The sequence below is a fragment of the Streptomyces sp. NPDC048269 genome (assembly GCF_040652395.1).
Taxonomy (GTDB): domain Bacteria; phylum Actinomycetota; class Actinomycetes; order Streptomycetales; family Streptomycetaceae; genus Streptomyces.
On the sequence record NZ_JBEZLW010000014.1, the window covers coordinates 1 to 22,571 of the forward strand.

A 22,571-nucleotide genomic window follows, 5' to 3' on the forward strand; every position below is an offset into this window, starting at 1 on the left:
ATGATGATCTTGCGGCCGGTCAGGCCGGCGTCGCCCATCGGGCCGCCGATCTCGAAGCGGCCGGTCGGGTTCACCAGCAGCCGGTAGCCCTCGGTGTCGAGCTTGATGCCGTCCTCGATGAGCTGGTTCAGGACGTGCTCGACGACGAACTCGCGGATGTCGGGAGCGAGCAGCGAGTCCAGGTCGATGTCCGAGGCGTGCTGCGAGGACACGACGACCGTGTCGAGGCGCACCGCCTTGTCACCGTCGTACTCGATGGTGACCTGGGTCTTGCCGTCGGGACGCAGGTACGGGATGGTCCCGTTCTTGCGGACCTCGGAGAGCCGCTTGGAGAGCCGGTGCGCGAGGTGGATCGGGAGCGGCATGAGCTCGGGGGTCTCGTCGCAGGCGTAGCCGAACATCAGGCCCTGGTCGCCGGCGCCCTGCTTGTCCAGCTCGTCCTCGTCGCCCTCGACCCGCTTCTCGTAGGCGGTGTCGACGCCCTGCGCGATGTCCGGGGACTGCGCGCCGATGGACACCGACACGCCGCAGGAGGCGCCGTCGAAGCCCTTCTTCGAGGAGTCGTAGCCGATCTCCAGGATCTTGTCGCGTACGAGCTGCGCGATCGGCGCGTACGCCTTCGTCGTCACCTCGCCCGCGATGTGCACGAGACCCGTGGTGATGAGGGTCTCCACGGCCACGCGCGACGTCGGGTCCTCGGTGAGGAGCGCGTCGAGGATCGTGTCGCTGATCTGGTCAGCGATCTTGTCGGGGTGGCCCTCGGTCACAGACTCCGAGGTGAACAGACGACGGGACACAACGCTCCCTGGGGTTGCAGCGGCTGCTGGCTGATCATTTGGCGGAACCACACCGGGGGCTGCGCCCGATCACGTTCCGAATGCAGTTTATCGGTCGCCACCGATTAACGGACCACCCGTCTCGCCTTATGGGAGCCGTGTGACCTGCGGCACTCCATTCTGGCGCACGGATGTGACCAGGAGAAGGGATCTTCTCAGGCGCGTCGCGCCGGAAGCCGGACCGCCACCTGGTCCCACACCAGCTCCGCCAGATCCTCCTTCGGACCATAGGGAACCTGGGTTTCTGATCCGTCTGAGGCCAGGATCACAGCCTCGTTCTCCTCCGAACCGAAGGTCTTGGCTTCCCCGACCTCGTTGACGACGAGGAGATCGCACCCCTTGCGCCGGAGCTTGGCGCGCCCGTTGGCGAGGACGTCGTCGGTCTCGGCGGCGAATCCCACGACGACCTGGCCGTCCCGGGCCCGGTCGGCCGAGATTTCGGCGAGCACGTCGGGGTTGCGCACGAGGGCGACCGGCGCCGGCTCCTGCCCGTCCTTCTTCTTGATCTTCCCGCCCGCGTACTCGGCGGGCCTGAAGTCGGCCACGGCCGCGGCCATCACCACGGCGTCGGCGTCGGCCGCGGCCTTGAGGACCGCCTCGCGCAGCTGCACGGCCGTCCCCACGCGGACGACGTCCGCCCCCGCCGGGTCGGCCAGCGCGGTGTTGGCCGCGACCAGGGTGACCCGGGCCCCGCGGGCGACGGCGGTACGGGCGAGCGCGTAGCCCTGCTTGCCCGAGGAGCGGTTGCCGAGGAAGCGGACCGGGTCCAGCGGTTCCCGCGTACCGCCCGCGCTGATCACCACGTGCCGCCCGGCGAGGTCCGGCTCGGCCACGCCGCGCGCGAGGACCCGCCGGCACACCTCGAAGACCTCCTCGGGGTCGGGCAGCCGGCCCTTGCCGGTGTCCTTGCCGGTGAGCCGGCCCACGGCGGGCTCGATGACGAGCGCTCCGCGCCGACGCAGCGTGGCCACGTTCTCCTGGGTGGCGGGGTGCTCCCACATCTCGGTGTGCATGGCGGGGGCGAAGACCACCGGACAGCGGGCGGTGAGCAGGGTGTTCGTGAGCAGGTCGTCGGCGAGGCCGTGGGCGGCCTTGGCCAGCATGTCGGCGGTGGCCGGGGCGACCACGACGAGGTCGGCGGACTGCCCGATGCGTACGTGCGGGACCTCGTGGACGGTCTCCCACACCTCGGTGGAGGCGGGATTCCCGGACAGGGCGGCCCAGGTGGCCTCACCGACGAAGTTCAGGGAAGCCGCCGTGGGCACCACCCGCACCTCGTGCCCGGACTCGGTCAGCAGGCGCAGCAGCTCGCACGCCTTGTAGGCGGCGATCCCGCCGCTGACCCCCAGCACCACCTTCGGCTTGACCACCAGGCACTCCTCTTCAGGATCCGTCTCACTGTGACACCTATGGGCCTATGACACACCACAGGCCCGGCAGATGTTCTGCCGGGCCTGCGGTGAAAGGAATTTTCGGTGCCTTACTGAGCCGGGGCCTCAATGGCCTCGGAGGTCAGCAGACCCGCGTTGATCTCGCGCAGCGCGATCGAAAGCGGCTTCTCGTGGACGTGCGTGTCCACCAGCGGGCCGACGTACTCGAGCAGGCCCTCACCGAGCTGCGAGTAGTACGCGTTGATCTGACGCGCGCGCTTGGCCGCGTAGATCACGAGGCTGTACTTCGAGTCCGTGGCCTCGAGCAGCTCGTCGATCGGCGGGTTGATGATGCCCTCGGGCGCAGTGATGGAAGAGGACACGCTCTACCTTCCGAAGAATGGGTGAAAGATCAAGCATTGACCGACATGAACATCGATCAACGATCAGACAACTTCCATCAAGGCTAGCAGCTCACGAGCCACGTCCTCGACGGAGGTGTTGACCAGGGTGGTGTCGAACTCGGACTCGGCAGCCAGTTCGATCTTGGCGGTCGCGAGCCGACGATCGATGACCTCGGCCGATTCGGTGCCGCGGCCGGTGAGCCGGCGGACCAGCTCGTCCCAGCTCGGCGGGGCCAGGAAGACCAGTTGGGCTTCGGGCATCGACTCGCGGACGAGCCGGGCGCCCTGGAGGTCGATCTCCAGCAGGACCGGTTCGCCGTTCTCCAGGCGTTCCAGTACTGCGCCGCGCGGTGTGCCGTAGCGGTTGCCCGCGAACTCGGCCCACTCCAGCAGCTCGCCGTTGGCGATCAGCTTGTCGAACTCGTCGTCGTTGACGAAGAAGTAGTGGACTCCGTGTCGCTCACCGGGCCGCGGCTTGCGGGTGGTGGCCGACACCGAGAGCCATACCTCCGGGTGGACCTTGCGCATATGCGCGACGACCGTGCTCTTGCCGACCCCCGAAGGGCCGGAGAGCACGGTCAGCCGCGGACGAACCTCTGCTGCCATAGAGCGATTATCCAGGTTCCAGAGACTGCCTGGGAACGCGGGAAGAGCTCCGGGCAACGCGTCAGCCGGCAGGGGTGCCGAACTCACGCTCCAGAGAAGCGATCTGGTTGGAACCGAGACCTCGGACACGCCGGGACTCGGAGATGCCGAGGCGCTCCATGATCTGCTTGGCGCGCACCTTGCCCACGCCAGGCAGGGACTCCAGCAGGGCGGAGACCTTCATCTTGCCGATGACGTCGTTCTCCTGGCCCGTCTTGATGACCTCTTGGAGCGAGGCGCCGGAGTGCTTGAGTCGATTCTTCACCTCGGCCCGCTCCCGGCGAGCCGCGGCGGCCTTTTCGAGCGCGGCTGCGCGCTGTTCAGGGGTAAGGGGCGGAAGAGCCACGCCTACGTCACCTCGGATGTCGAACTGTCGGATACGGACCGGTGGAGGACCCGCAGGCACCCCACCAGGCGAGCTCCCGAACAGCGGTGGAACTCGTTCGCTGCGCGTTCACTCTGCTCGGAGACTAGCGGCCATCACCGCTCCAGTCAGCGAGAACGGACGAAAAGTCCTGGTCAGCCTCCACTGAACCGTACATCACGGACAAAATACCCCTGTTTTGTCCGGGGAAAGACGTTCGAATTTCGTCAGGCAGTGCGGTGTCGCCGTCCGGCAGCCGCCGCGAACGCACCGGATCCGTGTGCGGCGAGAGCCGCACACGGACGGATCGGGCTGACGATCAGGCGGAGACGGCCTCTCGGATCTCGTCCGCGAACTGCCGCGCCGAGGCGCGCAGGGCCGCCGTGTCCGGACCGTGCTTCAGCACGCCCCGCGACACGTTGGGGACGACATTGCGCACGGCCTTGCCGAACACCGCCGGCAGGTCCGCCGCCGTCGCGCCCTGCGCGCCGATGCCGGGGGCCAGCAGCGGCCCGTTGATGTCCAGGTCGAAGGAGGACAGGTCGCCCAGCGTGGCGCCGACCACGGCCCCGAAGGAGCCCATGGGTGCCGCGCCCTCGTTCTCGGCCGCGAGGTGCGCCAGCATCGTCGCGCCGATCGTCCGGCCGTCCTCCCGGACCGCCCGCTGGACCTCCGCGCCCTCCGGGTTCGAGGTGAGCGCGAGGACGAAGAGACCGGCGCCCGACTCGCGCGCCAGGTCCACCGCCGGGCGCAGGGATCCGTAGCCGAGGTAGGGGGAGACGGTGAGCGCGTCCGAGAAGAGCGGCGAGGACGGCGAGAGGAAGGTCTCCGCGTACGCCGCCATCGTCGAGCCGATGTCGCCGCGCTTGGCGTCCATCACCACGAGGGTGCCCGCCGCCCGCGCGTCGGCCACGCTCCGCTCCAGCACCGCGATGCCGCGCGAGCCGAACCGCTCGAAGAAGGCCGCCTGCGGCTTGAAGACCGCCACTTGGTCGGCGAGCGCCTCCACCACGGTGCGCGAGAACCGCTCCAGGCCCGCGATGTCGTCGTTCAGGCCCCAGGAGGCCAGCAGGGCCGCGTGCGGGTCGATGCCCACGCACAGCGGGCCGCGGGAGTCCATCGCCTCGCGGAGACGGGTGCCGAACGGGGTCACGGGGGTTTCGGTCACTGCGCGGCCTTTCGGGTCTCGGCGCCCACCGCTTCGGCGAGCGACGCGTACGGGCTGTTGGCCAGGCGCGCGGCCAGGCCCTTGTGGATGGCGCGGGAGTAGAACGGGCCCTCGTAGATGAAGGCGCTGTAACCCTGGATCAGCGTGGCGCCGGCCAGGATCCGCTGCCAGGCGTCCTCGGCGTTCTCGATGCCCCCGACGCCGACGAGGACCAGCCGGTCCCCCACACGGGCGTACAGGCGCCTCAGGACCTCCAGCGAGCGCTCCTTGACCGGTGCGCCCGACAGCCCGCCGGTCTCCTTCACCAGGGACGCGGCGGACTTCAGGCCGAGCCCGTCGCGCGCGATGGTCGTGTTGGTCGCGATGATGCCGTCGAGGCCCAGTTCCAGGGCCAGGTCCGCGACCGCGTCCACGTCCTCGTCGGCCAGGTCCGGGGCGATCTTGACCAGCAGCGGGACCCGGCGGTCGGGGACCACCCGGTCCGCGGCCTCCCGTACGGCCGACAGCAGCGGACGCAGCGACTCCGTCGCCTGGAGGTTGCGCAGGCCCGGCGTGTTCGGCGAGGAGACGTTGACGACGAGGTAGTCGGCGTGGCGGGCGAGGCGCTCGGTCGAGGCCACGTAGTCCCCCACCGCCTCCTCCTCGGGCACGACCTTGGTCTTGCCGATGTTGACGCCGACGACCGTCCGGAAGACCGGGTTACGGGCCGCCAGGCGCGCTGCGACGGCGGCCGAGCCCTCGTTGTTGAAGCCCATGCGGTTGATCAGCGCGCGGTCCGGCACCAGCCTGAACAGCCGCTTCTTCGGGTTGCCGGGCTGCGCCTCGGCCGTCACCGTGCCGATCTCGATGTGGTCGAAGCCGAGCATCGACATGCCGTCGATGGCCACGGCGTTCTTGTCGAAGCCGGCCGCGAGGCCGAAGGGGCCGTGCATGCGCAGGCCCAGCGCCTCGGTGCGCAGCGAGGCGTGGCGCGGGGCGAGCCAGGCCGCGATGAAGGTGCGAAGCACCGGGATGCGGGCCGCGAGGCGGATCCAGCGGAAGGCCGTGTAGTGGGCCCGCTCGGGGTCCATCCGCTTGAAGACCAGGTTGAAGAAGAGTTTGTACATCGTGGAGAGGATCCCTCTGCGCTCATGGAAAGGGGGACACCCGTCGTGAAACCGGTGTCCCCCTCCCCGTGTCCGGGCTGTACGGGCTGTCAGGGCCGGCCCGGCCTGTCGGGCCGGGCTCGCGGGGGCCCTAGTCGCGGGCCGCGGTCAGCTGCTCCGCGTGCTCCTGGAGGGAGCGGACGCCCACGTCGCCGTGATTGAGCGCGTCGATGCCCTGGACGGCCGCGGCGAGCGCCTGGACCGTGGTCAGGCACGGGACGCTGCGCGCCACGGCCGCCGTGCGGATCTCGTAGCCGTCGAGGCGGCCGCCGGTGCCGTACGGGGTGTTGACGATCAGGTCGACCTGGCCGTCGTGGATCAGCTGGACGATGGTCTTCTCGCCGTTCGGGCCCTCGCCCTCGCTGAGCTTGCGCACCACGGTGGCGTTGATGCCGTTGCGGCGCAGCACCTCGGCGGTGCCGGAGGTGGCGAGGAGTTCGAAGCCGTGGGCGACGAGCTCGCGCGCCGGGAAGATCATCGAGCGCTTGTCGCGGTTGGCGACGGAGATGAAGGCGCGGCCCTTGGTGGGGAGCGGGCCGTAGGCGCCGGCCTGCGACTTGGCGTAGGCGGTGCCGAAGACGGCGTCGATGCCCATGACCTCGCCGGTGGAGCGCATCTCCGGGCCGAGGACGGTGTCCACGCCGCGGCCGTGGATGTCGCGGAAGCGCGACCACGGCATGACGGCCTCCTTGACGGAGATCGGCGCGTCGATCGGCAGGGTGCCGCCGTCGCCGGTCTTCGGCAGCAGGCCTTCGGCGCGCAGCTCGGCGATGGTGGTGCCGAGCGAGATGCGGGCGGCGGCCTTCGCGAGCGGGACGGCGGTCGCCTTCGAGGTGAAGGGGACGGTCCGGGAGGCGCGCGGGTTGGCCTCCAGGACGTAGAGGATGTCACCCGCCATCGCGAACTGGATGTTGATCAGGCCGCGGACGCCGACGCCCTTGGCGATGGCCTCGGTGGAGGCGCGCAGGCGCTTGATGTCGTAGCCGCCGAGGGTGATCGGGGGCAGGGCGCAGGCCGAGTCGCCGGAGTGGATGCCGGCTTCCTCGATGTGCTCCATGACGCCGCCGAGGTAGAGCTCGGTGCCGTCGTAGAGGGCGTCGACGTCGATCTCGATCGCGTCGTCGAGGAACCGGTCGACCAGCACGGGGCGGGTCGGGGAGATCTCGGTGGACTCGGCGATGTACGACTCCAGCCGGGCCTCGTCATAGACGATCTCCATGCCGCGGCCGCCGAGCACGTAGGACGGGCGGACGAGGACCGGGTAGCCGATCTCGTCGGCGATGCCCTTCGCACCCGTGAAGGTGGTGGCGGTGCCGTGCTTGGGGGCCGGCAGGCCGGCGTCGGCGAGGACCTGGCCGAAGGCGCCGCGGTCCTCGGCGGCGTGGATGGCCTCGGGCGAGGTGCCGACGACGGGTACGCCGTTGTCCTTGAGCGCCTGGGCGAGGCCGAGGGGGGTCTGGCCGCCGAGCTGGACGATGACGCCCGCGATGGGGCCGGCCAGCGACTCGGCGTGGACGATCTCCAGCACGTCTTCGAGCGTCAGCGGCTCGAAGTACAGGCGGTCGGAGGTGTCGTAGTCGGTGGAGACGGTCTCCGGGTTGCAGTTGACCATCACGGTCTCGTAGCCGGCGTCGCTGAGGGCGAAGGAGGCGTGGACGCAGGAGTAGTCGAACTCGATGCCCTGGCCGATGCGGTTCGGGCCGGAGCCCAGGATGATGACCGCGGGCTTCTCGCGCGGGGCGACCTCGCTCTCCTCGTCGTACGAGGAGTAGAAGTACGGGGTCTTCGCGGCGAACTCGGCGGCGCAGGTGTCGACCGTCTTGTAGACCGGGCGGACGCCCAGCGCGTGCCGGACCTCGCGGACGACGTCCTCGCGCAGGCCGCGGATCTCGGCGATCTGGGCGTCGGAGAAGCCGTGGCGCTTGGCTTCCGCGAGCAGCTCGGGGTGGAGCTTGTCGGCGGCGGCCAGGTCGTCCGCGATCTCCTTGATGAGGAAGAGCTGGTCGACGAACCAGGGGTCGATCTTCGTGGACTCGAAGACCTCTTCCTGGGTGGCGCCGGCGCGGATGGCCTGCATGACGGTGTTGATGCGGCCGTCGGTCGGGCGAACCGCGGTGGCCAGCAGCTCGTCCTTGTCGCCGGGTTCGCCGACGAAGGTGAACTGCGAGCCCTTCTTCTCCAGGGAGCGCAGGGCCTTCTGGAGGGCCTCGGTGAAGTTGCGGCCGATGGCCATGGCCTCGCCCACCGACTTCATGGTGGTGGTGAGGGTGGCGTCGGCGAGCGGGAACTTCTCGAAGGCGAAGCGCGGGGCCTTGACGACGACGTAGTCGAGGGTCGGCTCGAAGGAGGCCGGGGTCTTCTCGGTGATGTCGTTGGGGACCTCGTCGAGCGTGTAGCCGATGGCCAGCTTGGCGGCGATCTTGGCGATCGGGAAGCCGGTGGCCTTCGACGCGAGCGCCGAGGAGCGCGAGACGCGCGGGTTCATCTCGATGACGATGACGCGGCCGTCGACCGGGTCGATCGCGAACTGGATGTTGCAGCCGCCGGTGTCGACGCCGACCTCGCGGATGATCGCGATGCCGATGTCGCGCAGCCGCTGGTACTCGCGGTCGGTCAGCGTCATCGCCGGGGCGACGGTGATCGAGTCACCGGTGTGGACGCCCATCGGGTCGAAGTTCTCGATGGAGCAGACGACGACGACGTTGTCCTTGGTGTCGCGCATCAGCTCCAGCTCGTACTCCTTCCAGCCGAGGATGGACTCCTCCAGGAGCACCTCGGTGGTCGGGGAGAGCGTCAGGCCCTGGCCGGCGATGCGGCGGAGCTCCTCCTCGTCGTGGGCGAAGCCGGAGCCGGCGCCGCCCATGGTGAAGGAGGGGCGGACGACGACGGGGTAGCCGCCGAGGGTCTCGACGCCCGCCAGGACGTCGTCCATCGAGTGGCAGATGACCGAGCGGGCGGACTCGCCGTAGCCGATCTTGGCCTTGACGGCCTCGACGACGCCCTTGAAGAGGTCGCGGTCCTCGCCCTTGTTGATGGCCTCGACGTTGGCGCCGATGAGCTCGACGCCGTACTTCTCCAGCACACCCTGCTCGTGCATGGAGATGGCGGTGTTCAGCGCGGTCTGGCCGCCGAGGGTGGGGAGCAGCGCGTCGGGGCGCTCCTTGGCGATGATCTTCTCGACGAACTCGGGGGTGATCGGCTCGACGTACGTGGCGTCGGCGATCTCCGGGTCGGTCATGATCGTCGCGGGGTTGGAGTTCACCAGGATGACCCGCAGGCCCTCGGCCTTGAGGACGCGGCAGGCCTGGGTGCCGGAGTAGTCGAACTCGGCGGCCTGGCCGATGACGATCGGGCCGGAGCCGATGACCAGGACGGACTGGATATCGGAGCGCTTAGGCACGATCGGCCTCCATCAGGGAAACGAAGCGGTCGAAGAGGTACGCGGCGTCATGCGGGCCGGCAGCCGCCTCGGGGTGGTACTGGACGCTGAAGGCCGGCTGGTCGAGCAGCTGGAGGCCTTCGACGACCTGGTCGTTCAGGCAGACGTGGGAGACCTCGGCGCGGCCGAAGGGGGTCTCGGAGACCTTGTCGAGGGGCGCGTCGACGGCGAAGCCGTGGTTGTGCGCGGTGACCTCGACCTTGCCGGTGGTGCGGTCCTGGACCGGCTGGTTGATGCCGCGGTGGCCGTACTTCAGCTTGTACGTGCCGAAGCCGAGCGCGCGGCCGAGGATCTGGTTGCCGAAGCAGATGCCGAAGAGCGGGGTCCTGCGCTCCAGGACGGCCTGCATGACGGCGACGGGGCCGTCGGCGGTGGCCGGGTCGCCCGGGCCGTTGGAGAAGAACACGCCGTCCGGCTGGACCGCGTAGACGTCCTCGGCGGTGGCGGTGGCGGGCAGTACGTGCACCTCGATGCCGCGCTCGGCCATCCGGTGGGGGGTCATGCCCTTGATGCCGAGGTCCACGGCGGCGACGGTGAACTTCTTCTCACCGATGGCGGGGACGACGTACGTCTCCTTGGTGGCGACCTCGGCGGACAGGTCGGCACCGGTCATCTCGGGGGCCTGGCGCACCTTGGCGAGGAGCATGCCGTCGTCGGCGATCGCGTTGCCGGAGAAGATGCCGACGCGCATGGCGCCGCGCTCGCGCAGGTGGCGGGTGAGGGCGCGGGTGTCGATGCCGGAGATCCCGACGACGCCCTGCTCGACCAGCTCCTCGTCCAGCGAGCGCTGGGAGCGCCAGTTGGAGGGGACGCGGGCGGGGTCGCGTACGACGTAGCCGGCCACCCAGATGCGGGAGGACTCGGGGTCCTCGTCGTTGACGCCGGTGTTGCCCACGTGCGGGGCGGTCATCACGACGACCTGGCGGTGGTACGACGGGTCGGTGAGGGTCTCCTGGTAGCCGGTCATGCCGGTGGAGAACACGGCCTCACCGAAGGTCTCCCCGTGGGCGCCGTAGGCGCGGCCCCGGAAGATCCGACCGTCCTCCAGGACGAGTACGGCGGGAGTTTTGTCTGCTCCCCTGGTGGAGGTCGTCATCGTTCGGCGCCTTCCGTCGTGATGGATGAGTTCATGAGATTGACGGCTTCGACCCAGGCGGCGTGTTCGGCCGCGCGGTCGGAGCGGAATCCGGAGTCGATCAGCTTGTCGCCGTGCGCCCAGGTGACGACGAGCAGACCGCCCTCGGTGAGTACCTTGCCCGCGATTCCCTTGTCGAGGCGGGCGCCGCGCAGCTGCGCGGCCGGTACGAAGAAATCGGTGGCCCCCGGACGGACCACGTCGAGGCCCGCGTCGGTGAGCGTGAGCTCGACCCGGCTGCGGACGCCCAGACCGTGGGCGACGATCCGGTCGAGCCACTGCCCGGCGGTGGTGGACCCGTGGTAGCGGCCGGTCAGGGCGAGCCGGTGCTCGGGGAGGCCGTCGGGGGCGGCGGGCAGCTCCGGCAGGTCGTTCTGCAGGGCGCCCCGCCATTTCCAGCCCTGGCGCATCAGCCAGTACACGAACGCGATGAAGACGACCAGGCCGATCACCCATGCCATGCGGGCACCGAAGCTGGTCACCTCCGCCGACTGTCGTTCGACGGCCTCGGCGGCCAGTTGGATTACTGCAGGTGTCACGCCAGTTTCCCGTCCACGACCGTTGCCCGGCCCCGCAGGAAGGTGTGAGTGACGCGACCCGGCAGCTCACGGCCCTCGTAAGGCGTGTTGCGGCTGCGGGAGGCGAAGTGTGCGGGGTCCACGACACCACGGTACGAGGTATCGACCAAGGTCAGGTTCGCGGGTTCACCTGCCGAGACGGGGCGGCCGTGGTTCTCCAGGCTGCCGATCCGCGCGGGGGCGAAGGACATCCGCTCCGCGACGCCCGCCCAGTCGAGCAGTCCGGTCTCCACCATCGTCTGCTGGACGACGGAGAGCGCGGTCTCCAGGCCCACCATGCCCATGGCGGCGGCGGCCCACTCGCAGTCCTTGTCCTCGTGCGGGTGCGGGGCGTGGTCGGTGGCGACGATGTCGATCGTGCCGTCGGCGAGCGCCTCGCGCAGGGCCATGACGTCGCGCTCGGTGCGCAGCGGCGGGTTGACCTTGTAGACCGCGTTGTACGAGCGGACGAGTTCCTCGGTGAGGAGGAGGTGGTGCGGGGTGACCTCGGCGGTGACGTCGATGCCTCGGGCCTTGGCCCAGCGGACGATCTCGACGGAGCCGGCGGTGGAGAGGTGGCAGATGTGCACGCGGGAGCCGACGTGCTCGGCGAGGAGGACGTCGCGGGCGATGATCGACTCCTCGGCGACGGCCGGCCAGCCGCCCAGACCGAGCTCCGCGGAGACGACGCCCTCGTTCATCTGGGCGCCCTCGGTGAGGCGGGGCTCCTGGGCGTGCTGGGCGACGACGCCGCCGAAGGCCTTCACGTACTCCAGGGCGCGGCGCATGATCACGGCGTCGTCCACGCACTTGCCGTCGTCGGAGAAGACGGTGACGCGGGCGGCGGAGTCGTGCATGGCGCCCAGCTCGGAGAGCTGCTTGCCCTCCAGGCCGACGGTGACGGCGCCGATGGGCTGCACGTCGCAGTAGCCGGACTCCTTGCCCAGGCGCCAGACCTGCTCGACGACGCCGGCGGTGTCGGCGACGGGGAAGGTGTTCGCCATGGCGAAGACGGCGGTGTAGCCGCCGGAGGCGGCGGCGCGGGTGCCGGTGAGGACGGTCTCGGAGTCCTCGCGGCCGGGCTCGCGCAGGTGGGTGTGCAGGTCGACGAGGCCCGGGAGGAGGATCTGGCCCCCGGCCTCGATGACGGTCGCGCCTTCGGCCGACAGTCCGGTACCGACCTCGGCGATGGTCTCGCCGTCGATCAGGACGTCCTGCGCCTCGCCGCCGAGTACCTTCGCGCCACGGATAAGGATCTTGCTCATGGTTACTTGCTCTCCTCGGTACGGGCGGCGGTGGTGGTGACGGCGGGCTCGGATCCGCCCAGCAGGAGGTACAGGACGGCCATCCGGGTGGACACGCCGTTGGCGACCTGCTCTACGGCCGTGCAGCGGTCGGAGTCGGCGACCTCGGCGGTGATCTCCATGCCGCGGTTCATCGGGCCGGGGTGCATCACGATGGCGTGCTCGGGCATCTTCGCCATGCGGTCGCCGTCGAGCCCGTAGCGGCGGGAGTACTCGCGCTCGGTCGGGAAGAAGGCGGCGTTCATGCGTTCGCGCTGCACACGCAGCATCATCACCGCATCGGACTTCGGCAGCACCTCGTCCAGGTTGTACGAGACCTCGCACGGCCAGCTCTCGACGCCGATCGGCACCAGCGTGGGCGGGGCCACCACGGTGACCTCGGCGCCCAGGGTGTGGAGCAGCTGGACGTTGGAGCGGGCGACGCGGCTGTGCAGGACGTCGCCGACGATGGTGATCCGTCGGCCGTTCAGGTCCTTGCCGAGGCCGGCGTCGCGGCCGACCAGGCGGCGGCGCATGGTGAAGGCGTCCAGCAGGGCCTGGGTGGGGTGCTCGTGGGTGCCGTCGCCGGCGTTGACCACTGCGGAGTCGATCCACCCGGAGGTGGCCAGCCGGTAGGGGGCGCCGGAGGCGTGGTGGCGGATGACGACGGCGTCGGCGCCCATGGCCTCCAGGGTCAGCGCGGTGTCCTTCAGGGATTCGCCCTTGGAAACCGAGGAGCCCTTGGCGGAGAAGTTGATGACGTCGGCGGAGAGCCGCTTGGCGGCCGCCTCGAAGGAGATCCGGGTGCGGGTCGAGTCCTCGAAGAAGAGGTTGACGACGGTGAGGCCGCGCAGGGTGGGCAGCTTCTTGATCGGCCGGTCCGCGACGCGGGCCATCTCCTCGGCGGTGTCGAGGATCAGGACGGCGTCGTCGCGGGTGAGATCGGCGGCCGAGATGAGGTGGCGCTTCATCTGGATGGCTCCGTAGGTCGGGAGGGCAGGCAGGCGTGCTGACTGGCGGGTGCGGGCTGGGCAGGGCAGGCTGCGGCACGGACCCGTGGGGGCCCGGTCAGTCGTACGGACTACTGCCCGGCTGCCTGGGCGGTCCGCTGGCCGAGCAGCACGGCGTCACGGCCGTCCTCCTCCTGGAGCTGGACCTTGACGGTCTCCCGCAGCGACGTGGGGAGGTTCTTGCCGACGTAGTCGGCGCGGATCGGCAGTTCGCGGTGGCCGCGGTCGACGAGGACGGCGAGCTGCACGGCGCGGGGGCGGCCGAGGTCGCCGAGGGCGTCGAGGGCGGCGCGGATGGTGCGGCCGGAGAAGAGCACGTCGTCGACGAGGACGACGAGGCGGCCGTCGATGTCGTCACCGGGGATCTCGGTGCGCCCGATCGCGCGGGCGGGCTTCATGCGCAGGTCGTCGCGGTACATGGTGATGTCGAGCGAGCCGACCGGGATCTTCGTACCGGTGATCTCTTCGAGCTTGGCGGCCAGCCGGCGGGCGAGGAAAACACCGCGGGTGGGGATGCCGAGGAGCACCACGTCGTCGGCGCCCTTGGCGCGTTCGACGATCTCGTGGGCGATGCGGGTCAGGACCCGCGCGATGTCCTGCGCTTCGAGTACGGGGCGCGTGGAATCGCTGATCTGCTGGGTGTCCATGAAAAGGACCTCCTTCTCCGCCTCACGGGACGGACCTTAAAGGACGTCTGATGTACGCCTCCCACGGTACCAGGAAGCGGGCGGCGCCCCGTCACCAGGCTGGGGCGCGGGGGCCCTCACGGGGCTCCTGGGGCTGTTGCCGAGGGAGAGGGCAAGACCATTCAGCTTGACGCATCCAAGTAACGCTGCGTAACCTCACAGTGAGTTACCAGCCGCGCGGCGGAGCCGCACGTGGTCATGTCGTCACAGCGTCCGGGAGCGTTATGTCCAGCGAATACGCCAAACAGCTCGGGGCCAAGCTCCGCGCCATCCGCACCCAGCAGGGCCTTTCCCTCCACGGTGTGGAGGAGAAGTCCCAGGGCCGTTGGAAGGCCGTAGTGGTCGGGTCATACGAGCGCGGGGACCGTGCCGTGACCGTCCAGCGCCTCGCCGAGCTGGCGGACTTCTACGGGGTTCCGGTGCAGGAGCTGCTGCCGGGGACGACTCCGGGCGGAGCGGCCGAGCCGCCGCCGAAGCTGCGCCTCGACCTGGAGCGCCTGGCGGGCGTACCCGCCGAGAAGGCCGGCCCGCTCCAGCGCTACGCGGCGACGATCCAGAGCCAGCGCGGCGACTACAACGGCAAGGTGCTGTCGATCCGCCAGGATGACCTGCGCACCCTGGCCGTCATTTATGACCAGTCCCCTTCGGTCCTGACCGAGCAGCTGATCAGCTGGGGCGTGCTGGACGCGGATGCCCGTCGCGCCGTGGCGCACGAGGAGATCTAGTTTCCGGTCCCAGGACCAGCAGAAACGTTACCGGTGGGTGCCGGGAGTCCGAGAGACTCCCGGCACCCACCGTTTTGCGTCTGGCCACCATGGCCCCGGGGCCCAGTGGCCGCAGCGGCCGGAGCGGCCGGAGGCCGGGCAAAAGCGGAGGGGCCGCAGCGCACGCGCTGCGGCCCCTCCGCTCAACCCGAACCCGGACGCTAGTCGCGGCGGAGGTTCGGCTTCAGCTCCTTGAAGCGGGCCAGCAGCCCGTTGACGAACGAGGGGGACTCGTCCGTCGAGAACTCCTTGGCCAGCTGGACGGCCTCGTCGATGGCCACGGCGTCCGGGGTGTCGTCCACCCAGATCAGCTCGTAGGCACCGAGCCGCAGGATGTTCCGGTCCACGACCGGCATGCGGTCGAGGTCCCAGTCCACGGCGTAGGTGACGATCAGGTCGTCGATGCGGTTCACCTTGTCGGCGTAACCCTCGACGAGATCCATCGTGAAGGCGCTGACCGGCGGCTGCCGGTCGTCCGACCGCGCGTGGCGGATCCAGTCCGCGAGGACCTCGCGCACGGGCACGCCGCGCTGGTCGGCCTCGAACAGGATCTGGAAGGCGCGCTTGCGCGCATTGCTCCGAGCAGCCACGGGTTAGTTGCTCTTCCGGCCGAGGTAGTCGCTGGTGCGGGTGTCGACCTTGACCGTCTCGCCGGTGGTGACGAAGAGCGGGACCTGGATCTCGTAGCCGGTCTCCAGCGTGGCGGGCTTGGTGCCGCCGGTGGAGCGGTCGCCCTGGACGCCCGGGTCGGTGTGCTCGATCTTCAGCTCGACCGCGGCGGGCAGCTCGACGTAGAGCACCTCGCCCTCGTGCTGGGCGACGGAGGCGGTGAAGCCCTCGATCAGGAAGTTCGCGGCGTCGCCGACGGCCTTCTTGTCGACCATCAGCTGGTCGAAGGTAGTCATGTCCATGAAGACGAAGTACTCGCCGTCCATGTACGAGAACTGCATGTCGCGCCGGTCGATCGTGGCCGTCTCGACCTTCGTGCCGGCGTTGAAGGTCTTGTCGACGACCTTTCCGGAGAGCACGTGCTTGAGCTTGGTGCGCACGAAGGCCGGGCCCTTGCCGGGCTTGACGTGCTGGAACTCGACGACGGACCAGAGCTGGTCACCGTCGAGCTTGAGCACCATGCCGTTCTTGAGGTCGTTCGTGGAAGCCACGGTTGCGGAATCTCCTGCACTGGAAGACCACGGGTGCGCGCACAGCCCGCACAGCGGGCTAGAGCGCGAGCAGCTCCTTGGTCGTAATGGTGAGTAGCTCGGGACCGCCGTCCGCCTCGGGGCGCACGACGAGCGTGTCATCGATCCGGACACCTCCCCGGCCCGGGAGGTGAACCCCCGGTTCGACGGTGACCGGCACGCAAGCGTCCAGTTTACCCATTGCCGTAGGTGCAAGCTGCGGGTCCTCGTCGATTTCGAGACCGACGCCGTGTCCGGTCGACGGAGCGAGGGCTTCCCCATGGCCCGCGGAGTCCAGTACGGACCGTGCCGCATGATCCACATCACGGTACGCGGCCCCCGGCAGCAGGGCCTCGCGCCCGGCCCGCTGGGCGGCGAAGACCAGGTCGTACAGCTCGATCTGCCAGTCCGCCGGGGTGGTGCCGATCACGAACGTACGGCCGATCTCGCACCGGTAGCCGCGGTAGTTGGCGCCGAGGCACACGGTGAGGAAGTCCCCCTCCTCCACCCGGCGGTCGGAGGGCCGGTGCCGGGAGCGGCCGGAGTGCGGGCCGGTGCCGACGGAGGTCGGGAACGCGGGCCCGTCCGCCCCGTGGTCGACGAGGCGACGCTCCAGCTCCAGGGCGAGGTGGCGTTCGGTCCGCCCGACGAGGATGGACTCCAGCAGCTCGCCGAGGGCCTGGTCGGCGATCTCGGCGGCGATCCGCAGACAGGCGATCTCCTCCTCGTCCTTGACGAGGCGCTGCTGCTCCACCGCGGTGCCCAGGTCGGCGAGCCTCAGCCGGGGCGCGACGGACTGCAGGGCCCGGTGCCGGGCCACCGTGAGGTGGTGCTCCTCCACCGCGAGCGAGTCGGCGCGTACGGCGGCGGCCATGTCGCCCGCCGCGACGGCCGGGTCCCCGCCGGTACCCGACAGCACGGAGACCCGGAGCTGTTCGTCCAGCCGGCCCTCGTCGGCCTCGCCGGTGGGCGTACGGCCGCAGAACATCACGTCCTCCGTGGGTCCGACGAGCAGTACGGCGCCCAGCGGGGAGGCCCCGGAGAGGTAGCGGACGTTCGCCGGACACGTGATCAGTGCGGCGGCGTTCCCCGCGGCGGCGCAGCGGTCGCGAAGCGTGCCCCGGCGGGCGGCGTACACGTCTGACATGTCTTCGAGCGTACGAGCGCCTCGCACATCCGGCCTGACGAGCGCGTCCGGACGTGCGGGCCAGTGCCACCGCGCGGGCTTCTCCCCCGCCCGGCTCCTTCCGGAAACCGGGCTCTGCCCGGACCCGCGCCTCGATCGCAGACGAGGCTGAACATCAGGCCAGCGCGCGGGCCAGGGTCTCGTCGAGGGCGCGGGCCGTGCCCTCGACGTCGAGGTGGGAGTTGTCGATGATCGGCAGGCCCGAGCCGTACCAGCCCGCCATCCGGCCGTGGATCCGCGCGACCTCCTCGTCCGAGAGCCGGCGGTTGCCGGAGCGGGCCGCGTTGCGCTCCAGGACGATCTCCAGGCCCGGCAGCAGCACCACGGGCAGCAGGGCGGGGCCCACGTGGCGCTTCCAGCCGCCCAGTCCGACCACCGGCCGGTCCGGGAACACGGCGTCGTCGAGGATGCAGGAGATCCCGTTCGCCAGGTAGTTGCGGGCGGCGAACCCGCACGTGCGGCGGGCCAGGCGGTACTGGGCCTCGGAGTGCTCGTTCCAGCCCGCCTGCGGGTCCGCGAAGCCCGAGCACACCCACTCCCGGACGTCGTCCAGGCTGACGTGCGCGGTCGGCACGGGCCGGGTGCTCGCCCAGTGCCGGGCCACGGTGGTCTTCCCGGCGCCGGCCGGGCCGATCAGCAGCACCGCGAGCGTGGCCCCGCCGGTACCCGCCACCGCGGGCGGCAGCGGGATGTGCCCGGTGGCCTCCGGGACGGGCGCCACCGCAGGCGCCGGTACCGAAGGCGGCGCCACCGGCTGATGGGAGTGGGCCGGGGGCGAACCCGGCCAGCCCTGCGCCGGGGGTATCGGCGGTTGCGGGGGCGCCGCCGGGTGCGGTCCCGGCTGCCCCCAGCCCGCGCCCCCGCCTCCCACTCCTTGCTGCATCCGCTGCCACTCCGTCTCGTTCCGCCGACTGATGCGAGAACGTTATATGACCCCGGGGGCCGAAGCGTCCACCAGCCCGCCCCGGGGCTGCCGGAGCGTCAGGCGGTGATCTCGTCAGCGAGTGCGCGCAGCGCCAGCCGGTACGACCCGATGCCGAAGCCCGCCACCGTCCCGGTCGCCACGGACGCGATGACCGAGGTGTGCCGGAACTCCTCGCGCGCGTACGGGTTCGAGATGTGCACCTCGATCAGCGGCGCGGTCCGCTGCGCGGCAGCGTCCCGCATGGCGTACGAGTAGTGCGTGAAGGCCCCCGGGTTGATGACCACGGGGATCTTCCCGTCGGCGGCCTCGTGCAGCCAGCGGACCAGCTGCCCCTCGTCGTTGGTCTCGCGGACCTCGACGTCGAACCCGAGCTCCTCCCCCAGCGAGCGGCAGCTCTCCACCAGCCCCGCGTACGAGGTGGCCCCGTACACGTCGGGCTCCCGCGAACCGAGCCGCCCCAGGTTCGGGCCGTTCAGCACGAGCACCCTGTTCGAGGTCCGGCTCACGCGGCGACCTCTCCGTACGCGGCCACCAGCACGGCCGGGTCGGGGCCTTCCAGGACGGTCGGCTTCGCCAGGCCGTCGAGGACGATGAAGCGCAGCAGGTCGCCGCGGGACTTCTTGTCGACCTTCATGGTCTCCAGCAGCTTGGGCCACTGGTCGCCGCGGTAGGTCAGCGGCAGGCCCACCGAGGCGAGGACCGTCTTGTGCCGGTCGGCCGTCGCGTCGTCGAGGCGGCCCGCGAGCCGGCCGAGCTCGGCGGCGAAGACCATGCCGACGGACACTGCGGCGCCGTGCCGCCACTTGTAGCGCTCGTTCTTCTCGATGGCGTGCGCGAGGGTGTGGCCGTAGTTGAGGATCTCGCGGAGTCCCGACTCCTTGAGGTCGCTGGAGACCACGTCCGCCTTGACCTGGATGGAACGCACGATGAGCTCGGCCGTGTGCGGGCCGGCGGGCGTACGGGCCGCCTGCGGGTCCTCCTCGATCAGGTCGAGGATCCTCGGGTCGGAGATGAAGCCGGCCTTGATGATCTCGGCGAGACCGCTGACGTAGTCGTTGACGGGCAGCGAGTCCAGGGCGGCCAGGTCGCACAGCACACCGGCCGGCGGGTGGAAGGCGCCGACGAGGTTCTTGCCCTCGGCGGTGTTGATGCCGGTCTTGCCGCCGACGGCCGCGTCGACCATCGCGAGGACCGTGGTCGGTACGGCGACCCAGCGCACCCCGCGCAGCCAGGAGGCCGCGACGAAGCCCGCGAGGTCGGTGGTGGCGCCGCCGCCGACACCGACGATGGCGTCGGTGCGGGTGAAGCCGGACTGGCCGAGGGCCTTCCAGCAGTACGCCGCCACCTCGACGGTCTTGGCCTCCTCGGCGTTCGGCACCTGGATGGCGACCGCCTCGTAGCCCTGCTCCGCCAGGTCGTCGCGCAGCGCCTCACCGGTCGAGGCCAGCGCCTCGGGGTGGATCACGGCGACCCGCTTGGCCTTCGTACCGATCAGGGTGCCCAGCTCGCCGAGCAGCTGCCGGCCGACGAGCACGTCGTACGCGTCGTGTCCGGCGCTCGCGCCGACGTGGATCCGCGTCACCTGGTCTGTCATACGTCCTTCAACTCCAGAGCGTCGAGGACCGCCTGGGCGACCTCTTCGGGGGTGCGGTCGTCGGTGGCCACCACGACGCGCGCGACTTCGGTGTACAGGGGGCGCCGGGCGTCCATCAGCTCGCGCCACTGGCGGCGCGGGTTGACGGCGAGCAGCGGGCGGGCGGCGCCGAGGCCCACGCGCCGTACGGCTTCCTCGACGTCCATCGACAGATAGGCGACGGGCAGGCCCGTCAGCAGCTCGCGGGTGCCCGCGTCGAGGACGGCACCGCCGCCGAGGGCGAGGACTCCGGTGTGCTCGGCGACGGCAGCGGCGACCGCATGCCGCTCCAGCTCACGGAAGTACGGTTCGCCCTCGTCGACGAACAGGTCGGAGATCGCGCGGCCCTGGGCCGCGACGATGTCCGCGTCGGTGTCCCGGTAGGGGACGCCGAGCCGCTCGGCGAGCAGCGCGCCCACCGTGGACTTGCCGGACCCCATGGGGCCGACGAGGACGACGACCGGTCCGGCCGTCACCGGATCTGCAGGTTGTCGAGGTACGACCGGACGTTGCGCCGGGTCTCGGGGACGGAGTCCCCGCCGAACTTCTCGACCACGGCGTCCGCCAGCACGAGGGCGACCATGGCCTCGGCCACGATGCCCGCGGCCGGCACGGCGCACACGTCGGAGCGCTGGTGGTGGGCCACCGTCGCCTCACCGGTCGCGACGTCCACGGTCGCCAGCGCGCGGGGCACGGTGGCGATGGGCTTCATGGCGGCCCGTACGCGCAGCAGCTCGCCGGTGGTCAGACCGCCCTCGGTGCCGCCGGAGCGGCCCGACGTGCGCTTGAGGCCCTCGGGGGTGGAGACGATCTCGTCGTGGGCCTTCGAGCCGGGCACGCGGGCGAGTTCGAAGCCGTCGCCGACCTCGACTCCCTTGATGGCCTGGATGCCCATCAGCGCGGCGGCGAGGCGGGCGTCGAGACGGCGGTCCCAGTGGACGTGCGAGCCGAGGCCGACGGGGACTCCGTAGGCGAGGACCTCGACCACACCGCCGAGGGTGTCGCCGTCCTTGTGGGCCTGGTCGATCTCGGCGACCATCGCCTTGCTCGCGTCGGCGTCGAGGCAGCGCACCGGGTCGGCGTCGAGCTTGTCGACGTCGGCGGGGGTCGGGTAGACGCCGTACGGGGCCTTGGCCGAGGCCAGTTCCACCACGTGCGAGACGATCTCGATGCCCGCGACCTCCTTGAGGAAGGAGCGGGCGATCGCGCCGAGGGCGACGCGGGCGGCGGTCTCACGGGCGCTGGCGCGCTCCAGGATCGGCCGGGCCTCGTCGAAGCCGTACTTCTGCATGCCCGCGAGGTCGGCGTGGCCGGGCCGCGGGCGGGTGAGCGGCGCGTTACGGCCGGTGTCCTTGAGCAGCGAGGGATCCACCGGGTCGGCCGACATGACCGTTTCCCACTTGGGCCATTCGCTGTTGCCGACCATGACGGCCACCGGCGAACCCAGCGACAGACCGTGCCGGACGCCGCCCAGGAAGGTGATCTCGTCCTGCTCGAACTTCATCCGGGCACCGCGGCCGTAGCCCAGCCGGCGCCTGGCGAGGTGGTCGGCCACCAGTTCGGTGGTGACCGGAACGCCGGCGGGAAGCCCCTCCAGCGTCGCTACCAGCGCCGGTCCGTGCGACTCCCCGGCGGTCAGCCAACGCAACCTGCTCAACGATGCTCCTCATGCTCGCGCCTGGTACAGCGACGGCGCGATCGGGTGCGCGGCCCGGACCCGCCGTACCTGATCCTCCCATGTCCGGACGGGTGTACCGGGCCCCGGTCCAGCTGTCGGACGCCCTGTCCGTCAGGCGGCCCCACGGCGGCGCTCGCGGAGCCAGGTGATCGACGTCCACGCGGCGACGGAACCGACGAGTCCGATGACGATCGCCTTGACCCACCAGGGCAGGCTGCCGAAAGCCACTCTGAGCATGCCGATGAATACGAAGGGGAGGTCCCACTTCGACGCGAGTATCTGTTCGGTCCCCGCCTGGTCCATGCCGCCCCCGTGATCGAATACTGACACGGGAAGGCTAACGGGCGGCCAGCGCCCGCTCTCCGGCGGCCCGCATGGCGGCGAGCGGGGCCGGGGTGCGGCCGGTCATCTGCTCGACCTGGAGCACGGCCTGGTGGACCAGGAGGTCCAGTCCGCCGACGACCTTGCCGCCGCGACGGTCCCATGCCGCCGCGAGGGCGGTCGGCCAGGGATCGTAGAGGACGTCGAAGAGGGTGCCCGCCGTGTCCGGTACGGACGCTGCCAGGGCGTCGGTCGTACCGGCCGGGGTCGTCGCGATCACCAGCGGGGCGGCCAGCGCCTCGGCCGCCTCGGACCAGTCGGCCGTGCGGACGGCGACGCCGAGCCGCTCGCCCCACTCCCGCATCTCGTCGGCGCGGGCGTGCGAGCGGACGTACGCCGTGACCTCGCCCGCGCAGATCCGCGACAGGGCGGCGAGCGCCGAGGAGGCGGTGGCGCCGGCGCCGAGGATGGCGGCGGACGGCACCTTCTCGATGCCGCGCTCGTGGAGCGCGGAGACGATGCCCGGGATGTCGGTGTTGTCACCGAGACGCCGGCCGTCCTCGGTGAAGACGACCGTGTTGACCGCCTCGACGGAGGCGGCCGTGTCGCTGATCCCGTCGAGCAGCGGGATGACCGCCCGTTTGAGCGGCATGGTCAGCGACAGCCCGCCCCACTCGGGGCCGAGGCCGGCGACGAACTCCGGGAGCGCGGCCTCGTCGATCTCGAAGCGGTCGTACGACCAGTCGTCGAGGCCGAGCTCCTGGTAGGCGGCACGGTGCAGCACCGGCGAGAGGGAGTGCTCGATGGGCGAACCCAGCACCGCGGCCCGTATCCGTGACATGTC

Annotated in this window: 24 protein-coding genes; 1 reads left to right on the forward strand and 23 read right to left on the reverse strand. The window is 70.7% G+C overall.

The genetic code is table 11. From position 1 onward, the window contains the following. The 13 genes from metK to pyrR all read right to left on the reverse strand — a co-directional run. Positions 1–797, reverse strand: a 797-nt coding sequence (gene metK / locus AB0D48_RS17665) for a methionine adenosyltransferase (RefSeq protein WP_362397012.1), incomplete at its 3' end; no start/stop codon positions are given. Between the two features lie 194 nt (positions 798–991). Further along, complete coding sequence (coaBC, locus tag AB0D48_RS17670) at positions 992–2,206, reverse strand: bifunctional phosphopantothenoylcysteine decarboxylase/phosphopantothenate--cysteine ligase CoaBC (RefSeq protein ID WP_362397014.1); 1,215 nt, start codon at positions 2,204–2,206, stop codon at positions 992–994. Positions 2,207–2,316: 110 nt separating this feature from the next. Then, positions 2,317–2,589: a DNA-directed RNA polymerase subunit omega gene (gene rpoZ, locus AB0D48_RS17675; RefSeq protein WP_004948662.1), complete on the reverse strand. Its 273-nt coding sequence runs from the start codon at positions 2,587–2,589 to the stop codon at positions 2,317–2,319. Between the two features lie 63 nt (positions 2,590–2,652). Further along, complete coding sequence (gmk, locus tag AB0D48_RS17680; protein ID WP_362397017.1) at positions 2,653–3,216, reverse strand: guanylate kinase; 564 nt, start codon at positions 3,214–3,216, stop codon at positions 2,653–2,655. A 61-nt stretch (positions 3,217–3,277) separates the two neighbouring features. Then, complete coding sequence (locus AB0D48_RS17685; RefSeq protein WP_008740406.1) at positions 3,278–3,601, reverse strand: integration host factor; 324 nt, start codon at positions 3,599–3,601, stop codon at positions 3,278–3,280. A 337-nt stretch (positions 3,602–3,938) separates the two neighbouring features. Beyond that, positions 3,939–4,787 carry an orotidine-5'-phosphate decarboxylase gene (pyrF, locus tag AB0D48_RS17690; RefSeq protein WP_362397020.1) on the reverse strand — a complete coding sequence of 283 codons (849 nt, stop codon included), beginning with the start codon at positions 4,785–4,787 and terminating at the stop codon, positions 3,939–3,941. Then, entirely contained in the window at positions 4,784–5,893 is a 1,110-nt protein-coding gene (locus AB0D48_RS17695; protein ID WP_362397023.1) for a quinone-dependent dihydroorotate dehydrogenase, read from the reverse strand. The genes pyrF and AB0D48_RS17695 overlap by 4 nt, the downstream gene beginning before the upstream one ends. A 130-nt stretch (positions 5,894–6,023) precedes the next feature. Continuing rightward, positions 6,024–9,332: a carbamoyl-phosphate synthase large subunit gene (carB, locus tag AB0D48_RS17700; RefSeq protein ID WP_362397025.1), complete on the reverse strand. Its 3,309-nt coding sequence runs from the start codon at positions 9,330–9,332 to the stop codon at positions 6,024–6,026. Continuing rightward, entirely contained in the window at positions 9,325–10,467 is a 1,143-nt protein-coding gene (carA, locus tag AB0D48_RS17705; protein ID WP_362397028.1) for a glutamine-hydrolyzing carbamoyl-phosphate synthase small subunit, read from the reverse strand. The genes carB and carA overlap by 8 nt, the downstream gene beginning before the upstream one ends. After that, positions 10,464–11,045 (reverse strand): hypothetical protein, encoded by a 582-nt coding sequence (locus tag AB0D48_RS17710; RefSeq protein ID WP_362397031.1) that lies wholly within the window; start codon positions 11,043–11,045, stop codon positions 10,464–10,466. The genes carA and AB0D48_RS17710 overlap by 4 nt, the downstream gene beginning before the upstream one ends. After that, positions 11,042–12,328 carry a dihydroorotase gene (locus AB0D48_RS17715; protein WP_362397034.1) on the reverse strand — a complete coding sequence of 429 codons (1,287 nt, stop codon included), beginning with the start codon at positions 12,326–12,328 and terminating at the stop codon, positions 11,042–11,044. Before AB0D48_RS17715 ends, AB0D48_RS17710 begins: the two co-directional genes overlap by 4 nt. A gap of 2 nt (positions 12,329–12,330) precedes the next feature. After that, positions 12,331–13,317 (reverse strand): aspartate carbamoyltransferase catalytic subunit, encoded by a 987-nt coding sequence (locus AB0D48_RS17720; RefSeq protein WP_243631571.1) that lies wholly within the window; start codon positions 13,315–13,317, stop codon positions 12,331–12,333. A gap of 110 nt (positions 13,318–13,427) precedes the next feature. Beyond that, complete coding sequence (gene pyrR, locus AB0D48_RS17725) at positions 13,428–14,003, reverse strand: bifunctional pyr operon transcriptional regulator/uracil phosphoribosyltransferase PyrR (protein ID WP_362397037.1); 576 nt, start codon at positions 14,001–14,003, stop codon at positions 13,428–13,430. Positions 14,004–14,266: 263 nt separating this feature from the next. Here pyrR and bldD point away from each other — a divergent pair, with 263 nt between their 5' ends. Further along, complete coding sequence (bldD, locus tag AB0D48_RS17730; protein WP_360865953.1) at positions 14,267–14,767, forward strand: transcriptional regulator BldD; 501 nt, start codon at positions 14,267–14,269, stop codon at positions 14,765–14,767. Positions 14,768–14,967: 200 nt separating this feature from the next. On the opposite strand, the gene nusB is transcribed toward bldD, so the two are convergent. From nusB to AB0D48_RS17780, 10 genes are all read right to left on the reverse strand, one after another. After that, positions 14,968–15,396: a transcription antitermination factor NusB gene (gene nusB / locus AB0D48_RS17735; RefSeq protein WP_328924714.1), complete on the reverse strand. Its 429-nt coding sequence runs from the start codon at positions 15,394–15,396 to the stop codon at positions 14,968–14,970. A 3-nt stretch (positions 15,397–15,399) separates the two neighbouring features. Then, on the reverse strand, positions 15,400–15,966 hold the full coding sequence (efp, locus tag AB0D48_RS17740) for an elongation factor P (RefSeq protein WP_030008757.1): 567 nt from the start codon (positions 15,964–15,966) through the stop codon (positions 15,400–15,402). Between the two features lie 58 nt (positions 15,967–16,024). Continuing rightward, a complete protein-coding gene (locus AB0D48_RS17745) occupies positions 16,025–17,131 on the reverse strand; it encodes an aminopeptidase P family protein (RefSeq protein WP_362397042.1) in 1,107 nt (368 codons plus the stop codon). Positions 17,132–17,285: 154 nt separating this feature from the next. After that, a complete protein-coding gene (locus tag AB0D48_RS17750; protein ID WP_362397044.1) occupies positions 17,286–18,053 on the reverse strand; it encodes an AAA family ATPase in 768 nt (255 codons plus the stop codon). Positions 18,054–18,151: 98 nt separating this feature from the next. Beyond that, a complete protein-coding gene (gene aroQ, locus AB0D48_RS17755) occupies positions 18,152–18,601 on the reverse strand; it encodes a type II 3-dehydroquinate dehydratase (protein WP_362397047.1) in 450 nt (149 codons plus the stop codon). After that, on the reverse strand, positions 18,598–19,689 hold the full coding sequence (gene aroB / locus AB0D48_RS17760) for a 3-dehydroquinate synthase (protein WP_362397050.1): 1,092 nt from the start codon (positions 19,687–19,689) through the stop codon (positions 18,598–18,600). The genes aroQ and aroB overlap by 4 nt, the downstream gene beginning before the upstream one ends. Further along, positions 19,686–20,204, reverse strand: a complete 519-nt coding sequence (locus AB0D48_RS17765) for a shikimate kinase (RefSeq protein ID WP_362397053.1) — start codon at positions 20,202–20,204, stop codon at positions 19,686–19,688. The genes aroB and AB0D48_RS17765 overlap by 4 nt, the downstream gene beginning before the upstream one ends. Next, entirely contained in the window at positions 20,201–21,385 is a 1,185-nt protein-coding gene (gene aroC, locus AB0D48_RS17770) for a chorismate synthase (RefSeq protein WP_362397056.1), read from the reverse strand. Before aroC ends, AB0D48_RS17765 begins: the two co-directional genes overlap by 4 nt. Positions 21,386–21,517: 132 nt before the next feature. Then, positions 21,518–21,736, reverse strand: a complete 219-nt coding sequence (locus AB0D48_RS17775; RefSeq protein WP_362397059.1) for a hypothetical protein — start codon at positions 21,734–21,736, stop codon at positions 21,518–21,520. 7 nt (positions 21,737–21,743) lie between these two features. Continuing rightward, complete coding sequence (locus AB0D48_RS17780) at positions 21,744–22,568, reverse strand: shikimate dehydrogenase (protein ID WP_362397062.1); 825 nt, start codon at positions 22,566–22,568, stop codon at positions 21,744–21,746. Positions 22,569–22,571: the final 3 nt, after the last annotated feature.